The 19,269-nt window shown below is 65.3% G+C and carries 19 protein-coding genes and 1 pseudogene; 14 read left to right on the forward strand and 6 right to left on the reverse strand.

Annotation, left to right across the window (positions count from 1 at the left end; all coding sequences use genetic code 11):
* Complete coding sequence (gene gloB / locus ACPFMJ_RS16970; protein ID WP_424361107.1) at positions 1-774, reverse strand: hydroxyacylglutathione hydrolase; 774 nt, start codon at positions 772-774, stop codon at positions 1-3.
* 101 nt (positions 775-875) lie between these two features.
* Between gloB and ACPFMJ_RS16975 the strand changes: the two genes are divergently transcribed.
* Positions 876-1,622 carry a class I SAM-dependent methyltransferase gene (locus tag ACPFMJ_RS16975; protein WP_424361108.1) on the forward strand — a complete coding sequence of 249 codons (747 nt, stop codon included), beginning with the start codon at positions 876-878 and terminating at the stop codon, positions 1,620-1,622.
* A gap of 265 nt (positions 1,623-1,887) precedes the next feature.
* Here the strand turns inward: ACPFMJ_RS16975 and leuB are convergent, their stop codons facing one another.
* Positions 1,888-2,997, reverse strand: a complete 1,110-nt coding sequence (gene leuB, locus ACPFMJ_RS16980; RefSeq protein ID WP_424361109.1) for a 3-isopropylmalate dehydrogenase — start codon at positions 2,995-2,997, stop codon at positions 1,888-1,890.
* A gap of 245 nt (positions 2,998-3,242) precedes the next feature.
* Between leuB and ACPFMJ_RS16985 the strand changes: the two genes are divergently transcribed.
* From ACPFMJ_RS16985 to ACPFMJ_RS17010, 6 genes and pseudogenes are all read left to right on the forward strand, one after another.
* Positions 3,243-3,710, forward strand: a complete 468-nt coding sequence (locus ACPFMJ_RS16985) for a hypothetical protein (protein ID WP_424361110.1) — start codon at positions 3,243-3,245, stop codon at positions 3,708-3,710.
* 203 nt (positions 3,711-3,913) lie between these two features.
* On the forward strand, positions 3,914-4,546 hold the full coding sequence (gene secG, locus ACPFMJ_RS16990) for a preprotein translocase subunit SecG (RefSeq protein WP_424361111.1): 633 nt from the start codon (positions 3,914-3,916) through the stop codon (positions 4,544-4,546).
* A gap of 106 nt (positions 4,547-4,652) precedes the next feature.
* Entirely contained in the window at positions 4,653-4,919 is a 267-nt protein-coding gene (locus ACPFMJ_RS16995; protein WP_424361112.1) for a hypothetical protein, read from the forward strand.
* A pseudogene (locus tag ACPFMJ_RS17000) lies at positions 4,804-5,471 on the forward strand (hypothetical protein). Before ACPFMJ_RS16995 ends, ACPFMJ_RS17000 begins: the two are co-directional and overlap by 116 nt.
* A 331-nt stretch (positions 5,472-5,802) precedes the next feature.
* A complete protein-coding gene (locus tag ACPFMJ_RS17005) occupies positions 5,803-6,375 on the forward strand; it encodes a glutamine amidotransferase-related protein (protein ID WP_424361113.1) in 573 nt (190 codons plus the stop codon).
* Positions 6,376-6,571: 196 nt separating this feature from the next.
* Positions 6,572-7,231, forward strand: coding sequence for an MAE_28990/MAE_18760 family HEPN-like nuclease (locus tag ACPFMJ_RS17010; RefSeq protein ID WP_424361114.1), 660 nt, complete (start codon positions 6,572-6,574; stop codon positions 7,229-7,231).
* A 98-nt stretch (positions 7,232-7,329) separates the two neighbouring features.
* Here ACPFMJ_RS17010 and ACPFMJ_RS17015 read toward each other — a convergent pair whose 3' ends face one another.
* Positions 7,330-10,023 carry an ATP-binding protein gene (locus ACPFMJ_RS17015; protein WP_424361115.1) on the reverse strand — a complete coding sequence of 898 codons (2,694 nt, stop codon included), beginning with the start codon at positions 10,021-10,023 and terminating at the stop codon, positions 7,330-7,332.
* A gap of 343 nt (positions 10,024-10,366) precedes the next feature.
* Here ACPFMJ_RS17015 and ACPFMJ_RS17020 point away from each other — a divergent pair, with 343 nt between their 5' ends.
* A complete protein-coding gene (locus tag ACPFMJ_RS17020; protein WP_424361116.1) occupies positions 10,367-10,726 on the forward strand; it encodes a phasin in 360 nt (119 codons plus the stop codon).
* A gap of 45 nt (positions 10,727-10,771) precedes the next feature.
* Positions 10,772-11,272, forward strand: a complete 501-nt coding sequence (locus ACPFMJ_RS17025) for a phasin family protein (protein ID WP_424361117.1) — start codon at positions 10,772-10,774, stop codon at positions 11,270-11,272.
* Positions 11,273-11,334: 62 nt separating this feature from the next.
* On the opposite strand, the gene ACPFMJ_RS17030 is transcribed toward ACPFMJ_RS17025, so the two are convergent.
* Positions 11,335-12,174, reverse strand: a complete 840-nt coding sequence (locus ACPFMJ_RS17030) for a shikimate dehydrogenase (protein WP_424361118.1) — start codon at positions 12,172-12,174, stop codon at positions 11,335-11,337.
* A gap of 98 nt (positions 12,175-12,272) precedes the next feature.
* Here ACPFMJ_RS17030 and ACPFMJ_RS17035 point away from each other — a divergent pair, with 98 nt between their 5' ends.
* The gene (locus tag ACPFMJ_RS17035; protein WP_424361119.1) at positions 12,273-12,674 is read left to right on the forward strand and encodes a hypothetical protein; all 402 of its coding nucleotides are present in this window, start codon (positions 12,273-12,275) and stop codon (positions 12,672-12,674) included.
* Here ACPFMJ_RS17035 and bioB read toward each other — a convergent pair.
* Positions 12,652-13,611, reverse strand: coding sequence for a biotin synthase BioB (bioB, locus tag ACPFMJ_RS17040; protein WP_424361120.1), 960 nt, complete (start codon positions 13,609-13,611; stop codon positions 12,652-12,654). The two genes, ACPFMJ_RS17035 and bioB, sit on opposite strands and share 23 nt — an antisense overlap.
* Positions 13,608-14,096, reverse strand: a complete 489-nt coding sequence (locus tag ACPFMJ_RS17045; RefSeq protein ID WP_424361121.1) for a PTS sugar transporter subunit IIA — start codon at positions 14,094-14,096, stop codon at positions 13,608-13,610. The genes bioB and ACPFMJ_RS17045 overlap by 4 nt, the downstream gene beginning before the upstream one ends.
* Positions 14,097-14,281: 185 nt before the next feature.
* Here ACPFMJ_RS17045 and ACPFMJ_RS17050 point away from each other — a divergent pair, with 185 nt between their 5' ends.
* The 4 genes from ACPFMJ_RS17050 (at position 14,282) to ACPFMJ_RS17065 (ending at position 18,989) form a co-directional block, all read left to right on the forward strand.
* Positions 14,282-14,566, forward strand: coding sequence for a hypothetical protein (locus ACPFMJ_RS17050; protein ID WP_424361122.1), 285 nt, complete (start codon positions 14,282-14,284; stop codon positions 14,564-14,566).
* Positions 14,567-14,576: 10 nt separating this feature from the next.
* Entirely contained in the window at positions 14,577-14,975 is a 399-nt protein-coding gene (locus ACPFMJ_RS17055) for a hypothetical protein (RefSeq protein ID WP_424361123.1), read from the forward strand.
* 93 nt (positions 14,976-15,068) lie between these two features.
* Complete coding sequence (gene ppc, locus ACPFMJ_RS17060; protein WP_424361124.1) at positions 15,069-17,864, forward strand: phosphoenolpyruvate carboxylase; 2,796 nt, start codon at positions 15,069-15,071, stop codon at positions 17,862-17,864.
* 159 nt (positions 17,865-18,023) lie between these two features.
* A complete protein-coding gene (locus ACPFMJ_RS17065; RefSeq protein ID WP_424360095.1) occupies positions 18,024-18,989 on the forward strand; it encodes an IS5 family transposase in 966 nt (321 codons plus the stop codon).
* Positions 18,990-19,269: the final 280 nt, after the last annotated feature.

Below are 19,269 nucleotides of genomic sequence, written 5' to 3' on the forward strand. Positions count from 1 at the left end.
TCAGGCGAACCTGTTCTTGCGTTCGCGCATGGCGGCGAAGACGGCGAAGGGATTGGCGTCGTCCATGCCCATGGCGTGCTTCACCTTGGGGTCCTCGACGCGCAGAAAGGGGTTCGTCGCGTTTTCGAGCGCGATCGTCGTCGGCAGGGTGAACTTCCCCGCCGCGCGTAGTTCTGCGACGCTCGCGAGCCGGTCGCGCAGCACCGGGTTCTCCGGGTCCACCGTGATCGCGAAGCGGCCGTTCGACTGCGTATATTCATGGCCGCAATAGACGCGCGTTTCGCGCGGGAGGTTGGCGATCTTTTCGAGCGAGAGCCGCATCTCGTCCATCGTGCCCTCGAAGACGCGCCCGCAGCCCAGCGAGAACAGCGTGTCGCCGACAAAGACCGCCTCGTCGTCGGGGAACCAGTAAACGATGTGGCCGGACGTATGGCCGGGCGTCGCAATCACTCTCGCGCGGGAGGCGCCGAGCCGCACCTCGTCGCCGTCCGACACCGCCTGGTCGAGCGGCGGGAGGCGATGCGCGTCGGCGGCGGAGCCGAAGATCTTCAATTGCGGAAAACGCTGTTTCAGGATCTCCCATCCCTCGACATGGTCGAGATGGTGATGAGTGATGAGGAGATGCGTCAGCTTCCAGCCGCGCCGCTCCGTCTCGTCCGCGATGGCCTTGCCGTCCGGCGCGTCGACGCTCGCGGTGGCGCCCGTCTCGCGATCATGGACGAGAAGGCCGAAATTGTCCGTCAGGCAAATGAACTGGGCCACCTCGATGGGCATGTCTGTCTCCGCACTCTTTGGGAAATATCATAAAGATCTCGTGTGAAAATGCGACCCGACCTCGTCTTGCGTCGCAGGGCGAATAAGCGGATGATCCTTCCATGGCGCTCGATGTCGTTGGATTGCGGGCTTTTTACGAAACGGCGCTGGGCGAGGTCGCCCGCCGCGTGGTGGGGCGCATGGTGCGCTCGCGCTGGGAAGACCACGCCGGCCTGCGCGTCCTCGGGATCGGCTATCCCACGCCCTATCTCGACGGTTTCCGGGAAAAGGCGCAGCGCGTCCTCGCCTTCATGCCGGCGACCCAGGGCGTCGTTCACTGGCCGCTCGACGGCAAGTCGGCGACGGCGCTGGTCGAAGCCTCCATGACGCCCCTGCCGGACCAGAGCATCGACCGCATCCTTCTCGTCCACGCGCTCGAAGTGGAGGAGCATCCGCAGGATCTGCTCGAGGAGATCTGGCGCATTCTGGCGCCGGGTGGGCGCGTCGTGATCGTCGCGCCGAGCCGCACGGGCCTCTGGGCGCGGGTCGACACGACGCCCTTCGGCCACGGCCACCCCTATTCGCGCGGCCAGTTGCAGACGCTGCTGCAGGAGGCGCAGTTTCTCCCCGTCTTCTGGGGCGAGGCGCTTTACGTGCCGCCCTTCCAGCGCGTGACGCTGCTGCGCTCCGCCCCCGCCTTCGAGCGCATCGCCGGGCGCTTTTCGCTGCCGGGCGGCGGCGTGCATGTGGTGGAGGCGACAAAGCAGCTCTATCGGCCGATCGTCCGCCGGGCCGCGCGGCGCATTCCCGTGCTCGTGGAGCCGGTGCTGGAGCCCGTGCTGGAGCCGGAAGGCGCGGAGCCGGCCTGAGTGAAGGTCGACCCCGAAAGAAAAACGCCCGCCAGTTTCCCGGCGGGCGTCAGCTTGCTGATAAACCACCAAGGCGGCCTCGTCCTTCGAGACGCGAGCTTCGCTCGCTCATCAGGATGAGGCCTAACTTATTGGCGTAAAAAGAAGAAGCCCCTCATGCTGAGGAGCCTGCGCAGCAGGCGTCTCGAAGCACGAGGGGCGTCATCCCTACTTCAACTGACCGCCAGTCTCCCGGCGGGCGCTTCTTGTTCCAGACGGTCGGCGCTTAACCGATGATCGTCTTCAGCTCCGCGACGATCGCGTCGCCCATCTGCGCGGTCGAGATCGAGGAGGGCGCGTCGCCCTTGATGTCGATGGTCCGCAGGCCCTTGGCGAGCACATTGGCGATCGCCGCGTCGATGGCGTCCGCCGCCTTGGCGTTGTCGAAGGAATAGCGCATCGCCATGCCGAGCGAGCCGATCATGGCGATCGGATTGGCGATGCCCTTGCCGGCGATGTCGGGCGCCGAGCCGTGGCAGGGCTCGTACATCGCCTTGCGCGCGCCGGTGGCGTCGGCGCGCCGAGCGAGGCGGAGGGCAGCATGCCGAGCGAGCCGGTGAGCATCGCCGCTTCGTCCGAGAGCATGTCGCCGAAGAGATTGTCGGTGACGATGACGTCGAACTGCTTCGGGCCAGCGCACGAGCTGCATGGCGAGCGCGTCGGCGAGCATGTGCTCGAGCTGCACGTCGGCATATTCGCGCTTGTGCAGCGCGGTGATGACCTCGCGCCACAGATAGCCGGTGCGCATGACGTTCGCCTTCTCGGACGAGGTCACCTTGTTCTTGCGCTTGCGCGCGAGCTCGAAGGCGACGCGGCCGATGCGCTCGATCTCATGCGTCGTATAGACCTGCGTGTCGACGGCGCGCTTCTCGCCGTTTTCGAGCGTGACGATCTCCTTCGGCTCGCCGAAATAGACGCCGCCCGTCAGCTCGCGCACGATCATGATGTCGAGGCCGTCGACGAGCTCGCGCTTCAGCGAGGAGGCGTCGGCGAGCGCCGGATAGCAGATCGCGGGACGCAGATTGGCGAAGAGGGCGAGGTCTTTGCGCAGGCGCAGCAGGCCCGCTTCCGGGCGCACGGCGTAGGGCACGCCGTCCCATTTCGGGCCGCCGACCGCGGCGAGCAGCACGGCGTCGGCCGCATGGGCCAGCTTCATGTCGTCTTCGCTGATCGCGACGCCATGTGCGTCATAGGCCGCGCCGCCGACGAGGCCGCGCTCGATCTCGAATTTCGCCACGCCCGCCTGATCCAGAAACGCGATGACCTTCTCGGCCTCGGCGGAGATTTCCGGACCAATGCCGTCGCCGGGCAGGAGCAGGAGCTTATAGGCGGACATGAAGACCCTCTTTCGCGTGTTGGAGAAAACGTGCGCCGTCAATAGAGCGCCGGGGCGGACGGCGCAACCGCGCCCGCCTCGCGCGCGTCGTGCGACAATTCGCGCGGCGCGTCCGACTTGCCGGAAAGGGCGAAGCCGTGCAGCTTGAAAAAGGTCAATGATTAAGGCGTTGCGCAGTTCAGAACCCGACGCGAAACGAGCGGGGCCGGCCGCAATGTCCTGGGCGGAACGAGGGAGTCGCATTCATGAAAATGTTCAAGATCGCCGCGCTTGCGATGTTCGCGGCCTTTGCGGGGGCGCTTCCCGCGAAGGCCTTTTGCCTGATGAATTGTGAGCCCAAGCCCGAAGACGCGAAGAAGGTCTTCGAAAACCTGATCAAGGAAAAGTTCGACAAGGACGCCGTGATCGAGAAATTCGACGTCACCCGCTTCTGGCCGCTCGACGTCGAGGGCGCCGGGCACGCCGGCTACGAATTCTATTTCACCGCCAGCGTGAAATTCCCGAAGGGCGCCAATCTGCAATGCAAGCCCGAAGGCGGCGCGCCCAAGGCCGGCTGCTCGGACAATACGAACTACTACTCGACCACGATCCAGAACCAGATGATCAAGGACAAGCAGTATATCGAGCCCGGCAAGGTCATCGAATTCAAGGACGAGACCCGCTTCGACCAGGAAGGCGGCAAGTGGAAGGGCCAGGACGGCAATATGTATTGAGCCGGTTCGGTTGAGAATTTCGAAGCGGGCCCGGAGCGGCCCGCTTTTTTGTTGCGGCGCCTTGCGCGGGCAGGGGCGCAGCGGCCGCCTCGGTCTTCTAAATCTCGCCCCTTCCTTGCGCGACCAGCATAGTGTAGAAGCCCGCGATGGTTTTGGCGTCGAGCCCGGCTCTGCCGGCGCTCCGCTCGCAAAGAAGGTCGGAAATGCTGCAGCAGATCATCATCGCGATCCACCTGATGGTGGTCACCGCGCTCGTCATCCTCGTTCTTTATCAAAAGTCCGAGGGCGGCGCGCTCGGCATGGGCGGCAACGGCGTCTTCACCGGCCGCGGCCAGGCCAATGCGCTCACCCGCGCGACCGGCATTCTCGCGACGATCTTCTTCCTCACCAGCATCGCGCTCACCGTTCTGCCGGCCTGGGAGCGCCGCGCCGCGGGCGGCGAGGACTGGACGAAGGCGATCGACCAGGGCGACATCAAGGTCAAGGAAGTGAAGCCGGGCGAGAAGGAGCCGGAGGCGGGCAAGGACTCGCTCTTCGACCAGCTTCAGCGCGCCCAGCAGAAGCGCCAGCAGGGCGGGGCTCCCGCCGAGCAGAAGCCGGACCTGCGCCCGTCGCAGGAACCGCCCAAGGCCGAGGCTCCCAAGCCCGTCGAGGCTCCGAAGACCGCCGAGGCGCCCAAGGCTGAAGCGCCGAAGCCCGCGGCCCCCGCCGCCGAGGCTCCGAAGCCGGCCGAAGCCCCGAAGGCCGAGGCGCCTGCGGCTCCTGCCCCTGCGGCCCCCGCCGCCCCGGCCCCGGCGCCTGCGGCTCCGACGCAGTGGAAATCGCCCGTTCAATAACGGGCCCCTTCATCCGCAAGCCATCAAATTACGCTGGGGAAGATCGCTTCCCCGGCGTAATTATGTGCTACCCAAATCCAGCGAAAGGCGTTAGGCGTTAAGCCCCATGGCGCGCTACATCTTCATCACCGGCGGCGTGGTCTCCTCTCTCGGCAAAGGTCTCGCGTCCGCGGCTCTCGGCGCGCTTCTGCAGGCGCGCGGCTATTCACCGTTCGGCTCCGCAAGCTCGACCCCTATCTCAACGTCGATCCGGGACGATGAGCCCCTATCAGCACGGCGAGGTCTTCGTTACGGACGACGGCGCCGAGACGGACCTCGACCTTGGGCATTACGAGCGCTTCACCGGCGTCCCGCGACCGGCAGGACAACGTGACGACCGGGCGCATCTATCAGGACATCATCAACGCAAAAGAGCGGCGCGGCGACTATCTCGGCGCGACGATCCAGGTCATTCCGCACGTCACCAATGCGATCAAGGACTTCGTGCTCGAGGGAACGACAATGTCGATTTCGCGCTGATCGAGATCGGCGGCACGGTCGGCGACATCGAGGGCCTGCCGTTCTTCGAGGCGATCCGCCAGCTCAAAACGAGCTGCCACGCGGCGCTTCCGTCTACATCCATCTGACGCTGATGCCGTACATTCCGAGCGCCGGCGAGCTGAAGACGAAGCCGACGCAGCATTCGGTGAAGGAGCTGCGCTCGATCGGCATCCAGCCCGACATTCTGCTCTGCCGCTCGGATCGCGAGATCCCGCGCGAGGAGCGCGCAAGCTCGCGCTGTTCTGCAACGTGCGCGAGCAGCCGTGATCGAGGCGCGCGACGCCGCGTACATCTACGACGTGCCGCGCGCCTATCACGCGCGGGCCTCGACGCGCAGGTGCTGGCGGCCTTCGGCATCGAGCCGGCGCGCCGAAGCCCGACATGAGCCGCTGGAACGCGGTGACGCAGCGCATCCTCAATCCCGAAGGCGAGGTCACGATCGCCATCGTCGGCAAATACACCGAGAATGAAGGACGCCTATAAGAGCCTCATCGAGGCCCTGGCGCATGGCGGCATCGCCAATCGCGTGAAGGTCAATCTCGAGTGGATCGAGTCGAGATCTTCGAGAGGCGAAGACCCGGCCGCGCATCTTGAACATGTCACGGCATTCTGGTGCCCGGCGGCTTCGGCCAGCGCGGCGCCGAGGGCAAGATCCTGGCGGCGCGCTTCGCGCGCGAGCGCAGGTTCCGTATTTCGGCATCTGCTTCGGCATGCAGATGGCGGTGATCGAAGCGGCGCGCGCGCTCGCTGGCATCGAGGACGCGAACTCCACCGAATTCGGCCCTGCGAGAGAGCCGGTTGTCGGTCTGATGACGGAATGGCTGCGCGGCAACGAGCTCGAGCAGCGTCGCCAGGGCGGGCGAGGGGATGGGCGGCACGATGCGGCTCGGCGCTTATCCGGCGCTGGCGGAAGGCTCGCGCATCGCGAGATTTACGGCTCGACGGAAATTTCCGAGCGCCACCGCCACCGCTACGAGGTCAATATGCGGTATCGCGCCGATCTCGAGAAAGCGGGCTTGCGCGTTGCGGGGACGTCGCCGGACGGCCTCCTGCCCGAGACGGTCGAAATCCCCGATCATCCCTGGTTCATCGGCGTGCAATATCACCCCGAGCTGAAGTCGCGCCCGTTCGAACCGCATCCGCTGTTCGCGGCGAAGCTTCATTGGTGTGATCAAACAGGTCGCGGCGCGGGAGACGTTCAAGGTTATCAACGAGAAACTTGGCTCGGATGCGTTTGCACGGCACAAAGAGGGTATCGCTCAGGGGCGATTAGCGCCTGCTTATTTTGAAGCTGTAATCGGCGGCATTCTAAAGAAAATGAGCGCCGTAAAGCGAACGCCAGCTGAGAGCTTAAAGAAGAAGATCGCCGATGTTTTTGAATCAACTGCTTTCCGGAGTGTAACTGGCCCGGGCGCGAATGCGATTGAGAAATTAAAAAAGCGGATCGCTCTTGTTGCGGATTGTCTTTAGTAGGCTACTGTAGCGATGACTAAAGAGCTGATCTCGAAGTTGGAGGCTTCGATCGAGGCCGATCTCGACTGGCGACATGCAGAGCTTGCTGTTTACCGGGAAATCCTTGCAACTCTCGGTGAGAATGAAATTAAAAGAAAGGCAATGTACAGAGCTGCGTGGGCGTTGATTTACGCTCACTACGAGGGCTTTTGTAAATACTGCTTGGAAGGTTACATAGAGTTTTTATCAAGTGCTATGCAGGACTGCGTCGGTTTCTCAGATCGTATGTTTGTGTTCATGATCGAGAAGGAAATAAAAAAGGCGAGAAGTTTAAGCTCTGATGGAATATACGCATTCTATGCAAACGATATTCCGAAAATTCGAGTCTCTGCTCCGCCAAAAATCGGCATTGAAACAAACTCTAATCTATGGCCTACTCTCTTAAGGTCCATCCTTGATAGGCTTGAGCTTGGCTCCTATTCAATTATTTTGGATGAGGCAAAAATAAAAACCCTTGTAGCTCGTCGGAATGATATTGCGCACGGGAAAAAGGTATTCATTGAAGATCTGAGGTATTACCTTGAATATGAGCGCGCAGCCTCAAATTTGATGTACTCACTTGCGTTAGCTATTGTAGATCGTGCTGCAACTTGTACTGGGCAGCCGCGCTCTAGCGTGGCACGGCGGCCCTAGATTGCTCAGCCGATTCGCTCCTCGCAGAGGCGATGCTCCGTAGTCGCTTCCCCACTCCTCACCCCATCGCGCGCGGGGAGACGAGCAGCGTGGGCATTTCACTCCGCCGCCAGCACCTGCGGCGGGGGGAAGGCGATCTCGATCAGCGTGCCTTCCTTCTTGCGGCTCTTGATCGAGAAGCTCGCATGGTTGGCTTCGATCAGCGCCTTGGTGAGCGGCAATCCTAACCCCGTGCCGCGCACGGGGGAGGTGGCGACCTGCTTGAAGGGCTCGAGCGCCGTGGCGACTTCATCCTCCGACATGCCGATGCCGGTGTCCTTCACGCGAATCACGACATAGCCCGAATCGGTGAGCGCGGAGGAGACGATCACCTGTCCGCCGGGCTCGTTGAACTTCATGGCGTTGGACAGGAGATTGAGCAAGATCTGCTTGAGCGAGCGCTGATCGGCGCGGATCGGCGGCAGGCGGTCGGCGAGCGCGAGGCGCATCACGATCTTCGCCTGATTGGCTTGCGACTGCATGATCGACGCGCATTCGCCGATCACGGAGTTGGCGTCGACGCGATCGAAAGCCAGCTCCATCTTGCCCGCTTCGATCTTGGAGAGATCGAGCAGATCGTTGACGAGCGAGAGGACATGCGCGCCGGAAGCGTGCACGTCCTTCAGATATTCCTTGTAGCGCTCGGAGCCGATGGGGCCGAAGCGCTCCTCCATCATCACTTCCGCAAAGCCGATAATGGCGTTGAGCGGCGTGCGGATTTCGTGGCTGATGCGGGCGAGGAAATCGGACTTCGCCGCGTTGGCCTGCTCGGCCGCGTCGCGCGCGGCGGCGAGTTCGTCATGGCCCTCCTCGGCGCCGGGCGCGCGCAGCGTGACGCAGAGTTTTTGCGCGGGGCCGAGGCGACGCAGAGTCGCCTCATAGGCCTTGCCGCCGACGCGCGCGCTCAGCCGCAGCGCCTCGCCGGTCTCGGCGGCGCGCGCGAGACGGGCGGCGAAGCTGCGCTCCTCTTCCAGCGCGAAGAGCGACGAGAACGCCAGTCCGTCAAATGCGCCCTTTTCCGCGTCGAACATGGCCGCGAAGGCGCCCGTCGCGCTCTCGATGCGCCGATCGTCGTCGAGCACGGCGACGGCGACGCCGCTCGTCTCCAGAATGGCGCGAAGCAGGCTGTTGTCGGCGCGGGTGCGTGCGAGTTTTTCGTCACGTTCGCGGGCGAGGGCCAGCGCGCTTTCCTCGGGGCCGGGCAGGCGGCGCTGGTTGCGGCGCAACGTCACCAAAGTCGCCGGGGCGCCCTCCCAATCGACCGTCTGCAGATGAACGTCGACGTCGAGCGCCTCGCCGACGCTCGATTGCACCGCCGCCGCGCGGGCGCCGGAATCGGCGGGCGGACGACCGAAGAACATGCGGGCGAGACCGCCATCCTGCTCAAAGGCCGCGAGATCGGCGTAGCCGAGATAATCGAGCAGCGTGCGATTGGCGAAAAGCGTCTGCGCCCCGCGCGCGATGAGGACGCCCACGGGCAGGCAATCTAGAACGCCGGCGGCGCGAACCGGGCCCGGAGGCGCGGGGGCGGGCGGTTCGCACGCTGCGACCGGCTGCGCCAGGTCGCTAAGTTGCGCGGCGATGTCGTCGAGCGAGGCGGCGACAGGCGGCGGGGCGATCTCTGCCAGCGCGGGCGCCTCGGGGGGCGGCGCTTCGGCGGCGGGACCAAGGATTTCATTCTCGACGATTTCGCCGGCGCGCAGGGCGCGGGCGATTTCTTCGAAGTTCAGCCGTTCCGTCGAGGTGAGTTCTTCCGAGGCGGGCTCGGCGGCCGTCTCCGCGTCCCGCTGCGCGGCGATGGGGCGCAATGGCACGACATTATCGCAAGCATAGCGCTCGGGCGCCGCCGGGGTTTCCGGAACTGGGGCCGGCGTCTCCGCAATGAAAGCGCGGTCGAGATGGATCACGCCATATCCCTGGAAGCCGGCGAAGCGCCGGTCGGCGTCCATGGTCGGCAGGGCGCCGAGCGTCACGGGCGCGCGGGCGGCGGCTGCGTCGAGCGGCCAGGCGACCTCGACGCCGCTCCAGCTTTTCTGAGCGGCGACGGCCTGGGCGAAGGCCGGGGCGAGGCCGAGTTCCGAAACGACCGACGCGACGTCGCGGCCCAGAATGTCCGCGTGCGCGTCGCCCGCTATGTCGGCGAGCACGCGGGTCACGTCGACGAAACGGCCGGCGGCGTCGGTCTTCCAGAGGAAACGGGGGGCGCGGGAGCCGTGGCGCTCGATGAGCCGGGCGCGCAGCGCGGCCGCCGCGGCGAGGGGATCGGCGGGCGAGGAGAGCGCCGGGGCTTCCGTCAGCGACACGACCCGTTCCGCGCCAATGTCGGACTTTTCGAACTTCAACGTTTCTTCCGGCGTCGCCGGCCGAACGCCGAGCGCCGCGATGACGAAACAGGCGGGCGCGTCGTCCTCGATCAGCTTGCGGCAGAGTATCGTGATGGTCTGCGGCGCGTCGGCCAGCTCGAAGCGCAGCCGCTCGAGCCGCAGCGCCGCGCCGTGGCGGACGGATTCGACCAGCTCGGACAGCCGCTTCGCGCCGGGTTCCTGGCTGAAGAAGAGCCTTGCGGCGAGCGTCTCGGCGTCCGCGCCGAAGACCGCGCGGGCGGCGGCGTTGAGATAGACGATCTTCAGAGGGTCGCCGCAGGCCGCCACGATCGGCGCGCCCGAGGCGTCGAGGGCCGCAAAAGCGGGATCGGCCGCGATGCGGCTGGCGGCGTTCTCGCCCCCTTCGATCTCTGCCTTGAACCCGCTCATGACGCTGGCCGCCTTTGCGACGGAGACACTCGCCCGCGACCCCAGCGCTCGCCATGGACGGCCGCGCGGGCGGTTATGGCTAGCGCCCAGGGTGGGGCGTTAACGCAAACTTAATCGTATCGCGCCGGCCGGTCTATCCGTGACGCCCTGTTTTCAGCGCTTTTTGTACGAAAGTGTGAAGGATTGACGCACCGCACAATAAATCTGTTGCAACGCAGCAAGGCCTGGGGCACAGTCCGTCCGCCTGCCGGTCTCGCCGGAAGGCGGCGTCGCCGCGTCATCGTCCGGTCAATCTTGGGGCGAAAACTCTTTTCGCGACGGCGTTTTGAACAGGAGATAGTCCATGGTCGATCCGATTTATCAAGTGCCGAACGAAGTCCGCGATTTCGCGGAAAAGAGCGTCGAGCAGGCGCGCAAGGCTTTCGAAGGTTTCGCGGGCGCCGCGCAGAAGGCGCTGACCTCCACCACCGACCTGCCGATCGTCCCGCCGGGCGCGAAGGATGTCGGCTCGAAGGCGTTTTCCTTCGCCGAAGCCAATGTCAACGCGGCGTTCGACCTTGCCCAGAAAATCGTCAAGGCGAAGGACCCGCAGGAAGTTTTCCAGCTTCAGGCCGAGTATGTGAAGTCGCAGCTCGCCGCCGTCCAGGAGCAGGCCAAGGAGCTCGGCGCCGCGATCCAGCGGTCCACGACCCTCAAGTCCTGACTTCTGACGATCGGACCTTTCGCAATCCTTTGAAGGAGCGGCCGCATGGCGAAGAACAGCAAGGGTGTTAGCCAAAGCAATTCCGTCGACGCCGGACAGGGGACCCCTGACGCGGCGCCGATCGAAACGACGTTCGTCGGCGCGCCCGCCGGCGACGAGGCGACTGCCGAGCCGGTCCTCGCAAGCGAGGCCGCTGCGCCGGAGCCGGCTGCGGAGATCGTCGACATCGTGTCGGCGCCGCTCGCCGTGATCGAGGACGCCGTCGAGACCGCGACGGAAGGCTTCGCCGCCGCTTTTTCCTTCGATACGTCCGAGTGGACGAAAAAGTCTCTCGACCTCTGGTCCGAGCATGCGGCCGCTTTCTTCGCCCTCGCCGAGCAGATCTCGAAGGCGCAGACTTTCGAGGAGATCGTCGATCTCCAGTCGCGTTTCGCCAGCGAGCGCTTCGAGGCTTTCGTCCGTCAGTCGAAAGAGCTGATGGATGTCGCGAAGAACATGGCGACCGTGACGGCGGCGCCGCTCTGCGACGTGCGCAAGGCCGCCTGAGTCGACAAGCTTCCAATCGGTAAAGCGCCGGCGGCCCTTAGCGGCCGCCGGCGCTTTTTTGTTTAGAGAGTCGCGGCGATCAGCGCTCGCAGCGCCGGGGTCACGTCGGGCATCACGCCGGTCCAGTCGCGAAAGGCAGGGCGCGCCTGATGCAGCAGCATGCCGAGCCCGTCGACCGGCGTCGCGCCCATGAGGCGGGCGGCGGCGAGCAGAGGCGTTTCGAGCGGGGCGTAGACGATGTCGGCGACGACAGCCGAGGGTGGCAGCGCGGCCAGCGACAGGTCGAGCGGCTCCTGCCCGATCATGCCCTGGCTCGTCGTGTTGACGAGGAGCCCCGCGCCGGCGAGCGCCGCATGGCGGTCTTCCCAGGGGTAAGCGGCGACCGGCGCGCCGAAATCGGCCGCGAGCCGGTCGGCCCGGTCGCGGGTGCGGTTGAAGAGCCGGATTTCCTGCGCGCCCGCGCCGATGAGGCCGGAGACGATGGCCCTCGCGCCGCCGCCCGCGCCGATGACGACGCAGGGGCCCTGCGCGGCGACCCAATGCGGGGCCGCCTCTTGCAGCGAGGCGACGAAGCCGTAGCCGTCATAATTGCGCCCGTTCAGCTTCCCCTCGCCATCGACCACGACGCAATTGACCGCGCCTATCCGCGCGGCCGCGGGGTCGACGAAGTCGAGAAAGTTCAGCGCCTTCTCCTTGTGGGGGATGGTGAGGTTGCAGCCGGCGAAACCCAGCGCCGGCAAGGCCCGCAGGGCGGCCTCCAGCCTGCCGGGCTCGACCGGCAGCGGCACATAGGCGCCCTCGATCCCGTATTGCGCAAACCAGTGGTTGTGGATCTTGGGGCTGCGCGAATGGGCGATGGGCCAGCCCATGACGCCGGCGAGGGTGAATTTGGAATGTTTCATGGCCGCATCCGAGGTTTCTTGCCTCGTATCGGCTGGATGACGCTAAACTGCAACTTAAATTGAGCTGAGGCGCAGCGGCGCCCGGAGGGACGAAAAAAATGGATGCGGCGCGTAACCGGCGGCTGGACGCCCTTCTAGAAGACGCGGAGCATTCGATCGCCGCGCATTGGGAGCGCTGCCGCGACAGCGGTGTCGCCGGGGCGACGCAGGCGGCTACCGATCGGGTCGACGCCCGCATTGGGGCCTATTTTCAAGCGCTGAAGGATCTGCCCCCCGGCGCCGGCGACGAGAAAATCATCGCGGCCCTGCGCGGACTCTATGACGATCTCATGCGCATCGACGAAGAGACCGGCGGCGCCTTTCTGGAGGAAGCCGAACGCGACCTGCTTGAGCCGCTCGTCCTCAACGCCGCCGAGGCGGCGGGGCTCGATCCCAACAAGTTCCCCCGCCGGGAGCCGGCGGGGAAGAAGCTCGATTTCAGCGCGGCGCGAGGGCGCTGAACAGGGCGTCGTCCTCGTTGACGCAGTTGTTGCCGGTCGTCAGCAGCTTTTCGCCGTAGAAGATCGAATTCGCGCCCGCGACGAGGCAGAGGATCTGCGCTTCCTGCGTCAGGAACGAACGCCCGGCGGAGAGACGCACGCGGGCCTTCGGCATCACGATGCGGGTGGTCGCGATCATGCGCACGAGGTCGAGCGGATCGACCTTCTGCTGCTGGGCGAGCGGCGTGCCCTCGACGGCGACGAGCGTGTTGATCGGCACGCTTTCGGGATGCGGATCGAAGCCCGCCAGAACCTGCAACATGCCGGCGCGGTCGCGCACGCTCTCGCCCATGCCGATGATGCCGCCGCAGCACATCTCCAGCCCCGCGCCGCGCACCGCCTTCAGCGTGTCGAGGCGGTCCTGATAAGTGCGGGTGGTGATGATGTCGCCGTAAAATTCCGGCCCGGTGTCGAGATTGTGGTTGTAGGCGGTGAGCCCCGCCTCGACGAGGCGCTTGGCTTGTCCCTCGTCGATCATGCCGAGCGTGACGCAGGCTTCCATGCCCAGTTCGCGCACGCCCTTGACCATGTCCACGACGGCGTCGAAGCGCTTGTCCTTGGGGGCCGAGCGCCAGGCGGCGCCCATGCAGAAACGGTCGGCCCCGGCGTCCTTGGCGGTCTTCGCCGCGGCGAGCACGTCCTCGGTCGACAGCAGGTCGACGCGGTCGAGCTTCACCTCGCGGTGATGCGCCGATTGCGGGCAATAGGAGCAGTCTTCCGGGCAGCCGCCGGTCTTGATCGAGAGCAGCGCCGCCTTCTGCACGTCGTTGACGTCGTGATAGCGGCGATGAACGGCGTTGGCCTGCGCGATCAAATCGAGCAGCGGCAGATCGTGGATGCCGACGATCTCGTCGACCGTCCAGTCATGGCGGATGTTGAAGTCTGCGGGCGCGTTCATTTCGCGGCTCCTTTGCGATTCTGCGAACGGGCCGCGAGCTTACGCTCGGGCGCGGCGGTCTCGGCCTTGTCCGCCTTGCCGCTGAGGGTCATGTAAGCCACATAGAGCGCCGCCGTGACATCGAAGCCCGCGGTCGCCATCACGAAGGGCGCCGGCGCGAAATCGCGCCCGGCGCCGAAATAATGCTCGTAGAGCGTCCAGGCGGCGTGGAGGACGAAGCCGACGGTCACAAACCAGGGCGAGCCGACGATCGACATGCCGGCGAGCGTGCCGAAGAAGGCGACTGCGGTCATCTCGAAGCCGACCCAGGTCTCCGAGTGCTCGGCGCGGATCGCGAAGCCGACATAGAGGAAGCAGACCGCGATGAGCGCGTAGGCCGCGAGCAGCGACGGCCGCGTCTTCGACCAGCGGGCGAGCACGATGAGGCCGATGGCGAAGAGAGCTCCGAGGCCGGAGAAGATGGCGATTTCCACAGTATCGAGCATGGCGTGACCGGTTGCCCCGCGCTGGCGCGGGTTATTGAAGATGTTCTGGCCGCCGGTGGTCTATAAGGGGGGCGGGGATTTCGAACAAGGGGCGGGGGCGCCGCCGCCGCCTTGTCAAATGTCTGGCGGCGCCTCACTTTGAGCGGCGAAAGCTTATGCGCCTAACGCCCGCGAGGCCCGCTTTGATGAAAATCGCCGTCATTGGGACCTTGTCCTCCTTGATCTGGGCCGCGCCGGCCCTTGCCGTCAACACCTGGGCGGGAAGTTCGCCAGAGGACATGGCGGAAGAGCAGGAAGCCTGCGCGCCGGACGCCTATCGGTTTTGCGGCGGCAATACGATCTTCGTTTTCGAGATGGAGAACTGCCTCAAGCGCCATATGAGCCAGCTTTCGAAGCCCTGCCGGAAGCAGCTTTCGCCGACGAATTTCAAGAAATACTACAACGAAGAGTGGCATCCCTTCGGTTTCTGAGAGGCATGGCTTGCTTCAGCGCGCGTTCCAGACCGACCTTTTCCCAACCGCGCCCGAGGGCGACCTCGAATTCAACAACGGCGCGCCGGGCTCTGCAGCGGCTGCGTGGCTGCGCGCGGCGCTGGAAGCGGAGGGGTTTTCCTGCGGCGAACCCTCTCAGGAAGATTATGGCTGGGGCTTCTGGCTGAACGATCCCTGCATGATCTGGGTCTTCGTGAGCCATGCGGAGGCTGCGGATGAAACGCCGGCAGGCGCGCCGCCGGAATGGATCGTCGGCGTCTCTCACGAACGCCCGATCTTCGCGCCGTCGCAATGGTTCAAGCGGGCTGAGGGCGAGGCGCTTGCGGAAAAAGCCTTCGCGGCGCTGTCCGGCGCGCTCGCGGCGGCGCCGGGAATCTCGCTCGCCTGAGCTTTTTTGAAGCCGCGTCGAAAACTGGCCCCAAGCCTGCTATAGGCTTTGAAACCGGTCCCGGGGCGGGGCGTATCGTTTCAAGGATTCATCATGCAGCTCGACGCACAGACTAAGGAAGCGCCGGCCACGGTTTCGGCCGAGCTGGAGACGCGCGCCGATCTCCCGCTAAACGAGGACATCCGTCTCCTCGGGCGACTTCTCGGCGACGCGGTGCGCGAGAACGAAGGCGCCGAGGCGTATGAGCGCATCGAGACGATCCGACGCCTCTCCGTCGCGGCGAGCCGTAACAAGGACCAGGACGCCGCCGCCAAGCTCGACGCGCTGTTGCGCTCGCTTTCGGCCAAGGAGGCCACGGCGGTCATCCGCGCCTTCAGCTATTTCTCCCATCTCGCCAATATCGCGGAAGACCTGCACCCGCTGAAAGAGCGCGCGCGGGCGCTGGCCAATGGCGGGACGCTTGACGAGCCGAGCCTGACCCGCTCCTTCGCGCATCTGCGCAAGGCGGCGGTCGGCCCCGGCAAGATCGCCGCGGCGCTGTCGCGCGGCTGGATTTCGCCGGTGCTCACCGCCCATCCGACGGAAGTGCGCCGCAAGAGCCTGCTCGATACGGAGCGCGCGATCTTCAACCTGCTCGCCGCCCGCGAACACGCCAAGAGCAAGGCGGAGCGCGCGCAGAACGAAGCGCAGCTTCGCGCGCGCGTGCTGCAATTGTGGCAGACCGAGCTCCTGCGCGAGTCGCGTCTCACCGTGCGCGACGAAATCGAGAATTCGCTCTCCTATTACCGCGCGACCTTCCTGCGCGAAATTCCGAAGCTCTACGCCGAGATCGAGGCGAAGCTCGAAGGCCTGCGCGTGCCGCCCTTCCTGCGCATGGGCGCCTGGGTCGGCGGCGATCGCGACGGCAACCCGAACGTCACGGCCGAGTCGCTTTCGACCGCGATGCGCATGCAGTGCGAGACGGCGCTGCGCTATTATCTGACCGAGGTGCATGAACTCGGCGCCGAGCTTTCCATCTCGCGCCGTTACGGCGGCGCCACCAAGGCGCTGGAAGACCTCGCCGCGCGCTCTGGCGACAATAATCCGCACCGCGACAACGAGCCTTACCGCCGCGCGCTGATCGGCGTCTATTCGCGCCTCGCCGGCACGCTCGAAAAGCTCACCGGCGGGCAGGCGGTGCGCCACGCCGTGGCGCCGGGCGAGCCTTACGCCAATAGCTGGGCCTTCCTCGCCGATCTCGTCACCATCGACGAATCCCTGCGCATTCATCACAGCGACGCCATCGCGTCGCAGCGTCTCGAACCGCTCATTCGCGCCGTCGAGGTCTTCGGCTTTCATCTCGCGACGCTCGATCTGCGCCAGAGCTCCGACCGCCACGAGGAGACGCTCTCCGAGCTTCTCGCCGCCGCGCGCGTCACGGAGGATTACACGGCTTTGTCCGAAGTGGAGAAGCAGCAGCTTCTGATGCGGCTCCTCTCCGATCCGCGCCCCGTGCGCCTTCCGAACCGGAGCTATAGCGACCGCGCCATGAGCGAGCTCGCCATTTTCGAGCGCGCGGTGGAGATGCGCCGTCTCTATGGCGACGAGGCGATCCGCCATTACATCATCAGCCACACCGAGACTGTGAGCGACCTTCTGGAAGTGCTGCTGCTTCAGAAGGAATGCGGCCTGATGCGCGGCACGCTCGATCCGCGCGACGCCGAGAACGTCACCGCCGACCTCATCATCGTGCCGCTCTTCGAGACGATCGGCGATCTGCGCAACGCCGCGCCGATCATGCGCGCCTTTTATGCGCTGCCGGGCATTCAGCGGCTTGTCGTGTGTTCCGGCGCGCAGCAGGACATGATGCTGGGCTATTCCGACAGCAACAAGGACGGCGGCATCCTCACCAGCATATGGGAGCTTTACCGCGCCTCGACGGCGCTCGCCGATTTCTTCTCGTCCATGCCCAATATCGCCATGCGCCTCTTCCATGGCCGCGGCGGCACGGTGGGACGCGGCGGCGGGCCGAGCTACGACGCCATTCTCGCCCAGCCGCCCGGCACGGTGAACGGGCAGATCCGCCTCACCGAACAGGGCGAGGTGATCGCGGCGAAATATTCCAATCCGCAGATCGGCCACGTCAATCTGGAGCTGCTCGTCGCCGCGACGCTCGAAGCGACGCTGCTCTCGCAGAACAAGGCGCCGCCGGATGAATTTCTGGAAGTCGCCGAAGGCCTCTCTCGCGCCGGCATGGCCGCCTATCGCGGCCTTGTCTACGAGACGGAGGGCTTCGTCGATTATTTCTTCGCCTCGACGCCGATTTCGGAGATCGCCACTCTGAACATCGGCTCGCGTCCCGCTTCGCGCAAACCCTCGCGAAAGATCGAGGATTTGCGCGCGATCCCCTGGAGCTTCTCCTGGGCGCAGGCGCGCGTCGCGCTGCCGGGCTGGTACGGCTTCGGCTCGGCGATCGCGGGCTTCCTTGCGCAGGACGAGAAGGCGCGGCTCGAACTGCTGCGGCGCATGGCGAAGGAGTGGCCCTTCTTCCGCTCGCTGCTCTCGAACATCGACATGATCCTGTCGAAGACCGATCTGGAGATCGCCCGCCATTATGCCGAGCTCGTCGAGGACCGCGCGCTTGCGGAGCGCATTTTCGAGATGATCGAGGCCGAGCATGCGCGCTCGGTCGACGCGCTGACCAAGATTCTCGGCACCAAGGAGCGGCTCGCCGACAATCCGACGCTGGCGCGCTCGATCAAGCACCGCTTCCCCTATATCGCGCCCTTGAACTACATCCAGGCCGAGCTTATTCGCCGCCACCGCGCCGGCATGACCGATCTCGAAATCCGAGAGGGCATTCTGATGTCGATCAACGGCGTCTCGGCGGGCCTGCGCAATACGGGCTGATCGGGCGGTAACCGCGCCATAAGCGGCGCGCTCAATTTGCGGACAAAACTTCCGAGGCGGCCTCGTCCTTCGAGACGCGACTTCGTCGCTCCTCAGCATGGAGACCTTTGCACGAAACGTTTCGGCGTGATTCACTCCCGGCAGAGCGGGAGGATGATCATGCCGAAGCGCCGAGTGGGCCAGCTTGATTTTGTCGATGGGTTGGTTGCCCAGCGCCCTCAATCCCGGCCTTCGGCTCTGATGGAGATCGCGCGCCTCGTCGATTGGGCGCCCTTCGAGAAGCTGCTCGGGGCGATTCCGGTCGCGGCGAGGGGCGAGCCCTCCTATCCGGCGCTCGTCATGTTCAAGGCGCTGCTCCTTCAGCGATGGCATGGCCTTTCCGATCCGGAAATGGAGACGGCGCTGGCGGATCGCCTGAGCTTCATGGCTTTCGCCGGCCTCGCGCTCGGCGATCCGACGCCGGATCACTCGACCATCTGGCGTTTCCGCGAGAAGCTTGGGAGCCATGATCTGCTCGACCCGTTGCTGGCGGAGGCCAATCGCCAGATCGAGGCGGCGGGGCTCATGGTCAAGCAAGGCACGCTGATCGACGCGACGCTGGTGACGAGCGCTGCCAGACGCCCGCGCATGGATGAAGGAAAGACAAGTTCGACCGACAAGGAGGCGCGGTTCGGCACGACCAATGAACGCGGCCGTTTCGCCTTTGGCTACAAGATGCATGTGGCGGTCGACGCCGGCTCCGGCCTCGTGCGCGACATGAGGCTGACGCCGGCCAATGTGCAGGACGTCTCGGTCGCGCCGCAACTTCTCGATCAGGCGGCGGGGACCGTCTATGCGGATCGCGGCTATGACAGCGACGGACTGCGGTCGGAGCTTGCGCGGCGGGAACTGGGCGACGGCCTCATGCGCCGCAAGCGCGGCCGGCCCCTGACGGAAGCGGACGTCGCGCGCAATCATGAGCTGTCGCTGGTTCGCCGCGCGGTCGAAAGCCTATTCGGCACGATGAAGCGAACTTATCGGCTCGGCCGCATGCGCGCCTTTTCGCAATTAAGCAACGCCGCCGATCTCACGCTCTTCTGCCTCGCCTTCAATCTACGTCGCTGGCGCGTCCTCGCGGCGCAGTGAAGGCAAGGCGGACGCCCCGGGGAGCGTCCGCCCAGCGCTTGTCTGTCCAGGCGAAGCATCCCCGCCGCCCAAACCGACAGATCCAACAGCGGCCCACGGCCCGTTAAACCCGTCTCGCGCAAGACACCCGCTTCCGTGCAAAGGTCTCCAGCATGAGGCCTAAGTGGTTCGGCATAGAAAGAAGAAGCCCCTCATGCTGAGGAGCCTGCAAAGCAGGCGTCTCGAAGCACGAGGGGCGTCAACCCTGCTGTGTCAAAAGCAAAAGCGCGCCCGAAGCGGC

The sequence above is a fragment of the Methylocystis parvus genome, assembly GCF_049675845.1.
Lineage (GTDB): Bacteria > Pseudomonadota > Alphaproteobacteria > Rhizobiales > Beijerinckiaceae > Methylocystis > Methylocystis parvus_A.

Excerpts from the sequence above, each read along its gene's own strand:
- gloB (WP_424361107.1), bottom strand. The coding sequence starts at position 774 with ATGCCCATCGAGGTGGCCCAGTTCATTTGCCTGACGGACAATTTCGGC.
- ACPFMJ_RS16975 (WP_424361108.1), top strand. The coding sequence starts at position 876 with ATGGCGCTCGATGTCGTTGGATTGCGGGCTTTTTACGAAACGGCGCTG.
- leuB (WP_424361109.1), bottom strand. The coding sequence starts at position 2,997 with ATGTCCGCCTATAAGCTCCTGCTCCTGCCCGGCGACGGCATTGGTCCG.
- ACPFMJ_RS16985 (WP_424361110.1), top strand. The coding sequence starts at position 3,243 with ATGAAAATGTTCAAGATCGCCGCGCTTGCGATGTTCGCGGCCTTTGCG.
- secG (WP_424361111.1), top strand. The coding sequence starts at position 3,914 with ATGCTGCAGCAGATCATCATCGCGATCCACCTGATGGTGGTCACCGCG.
- ACPFMJ_RS16995 (WP_424361112.1), top strand. The coding sequence starts at position 4,653 with ATGGCGCGCTACATCTTCATCACCGGCGGCGTGGTCTCCTCTCTCGGC.
- ACPFMJ_RS17005 (WP_424361113.1), top strand. The coding sequence starts at position 5,803 with ATGGCGGTGATCGAAGCGGCGCGCGCGCTCGCTGGCATCGAGGACGCG.
- ACPFMJ_RS17010 (WP_424361114.1), top strand. The coding sequence starts at position 6,572 with ATGACTAAAGAGCTGATCTCGAAGTTGGAGGCTTCGATCGAGGCCGAT.
- ACPFMJ_RS17015 (WP_424361115.1), bottom strand. The coding sequence starts at position 10,023 with ATGAGCGGGTTCAAGGCAGAGATCGAAGGGGGCGAGAACGCCGCCAGC.
- ACPFMJ_RS17020 (WP_424361116.1), top strand. The coding sequence starts at position 10,367 with ATGGTCGATCCGATTTATCAAGTGCCGAACGAAGTCCGCGATTTCGCG.
- ACPFMJ_RS17025 (WP_424361117.1), top strand. The coding sequence starts at position 10,772 with ATGGCGAAGAACAGCAAGGGTGTTAGCCAAAGCAATTCCGTCGACGCC.
- ACPFMJ_RS17030 (WP_424361118.1), bottom strand. The coding sequence starts at position 12,174 with ATGAAACATTCCAAATTCACCCTCGCCGGCGTCATGGGCTGGCCCATC.
- ACPFMJ_RS17035 (WP_424361119.1), top strand. The coding sequence starts at position 12,273 with ATGGATGCGGCGCGTAACCGGCGGCTGGACGCCCTTCTAGAAGACGCG.
- bioB (WP_424361120.1), bottom strand. The coding sequence starts at position 13,611 with ATGAACGCGCCCGCAGACTTCAACATCCGCCATGACTGGACGGTCGAC.
- ACPFMJ_RS17045 (WP_424361121.1), bottom strand. The coding sequence starts at position 14,096 with ATGCTCGATACTGTGGAAATCGCCATCTTCTCCGGCCTCGGAGCTCTC.
- ACPFMJ_RS17050 (WP_424361122.1), top strand. The coding sequence starts at position 14,282 with ATGAAAATCGCCGTCATTGGGACCTTGTCCTCCTTGATCTGGGCCGCG.
- ppc (WP_424361124.1), top strand. The coding sequence starts at position 15,069 with ATGCAGCTCGACGCACAGACTAAGGAAGCGCCGGCCACGGTTTCGGCC.
- ACPFMJ_RS17065 (WP_424360095.1), top strand. The coding sequence starts at position 18,024 with ATGCCGAAGCGCCGAGTGGGCCAGCTTGATTTTGTCGATGGGTTGGTT.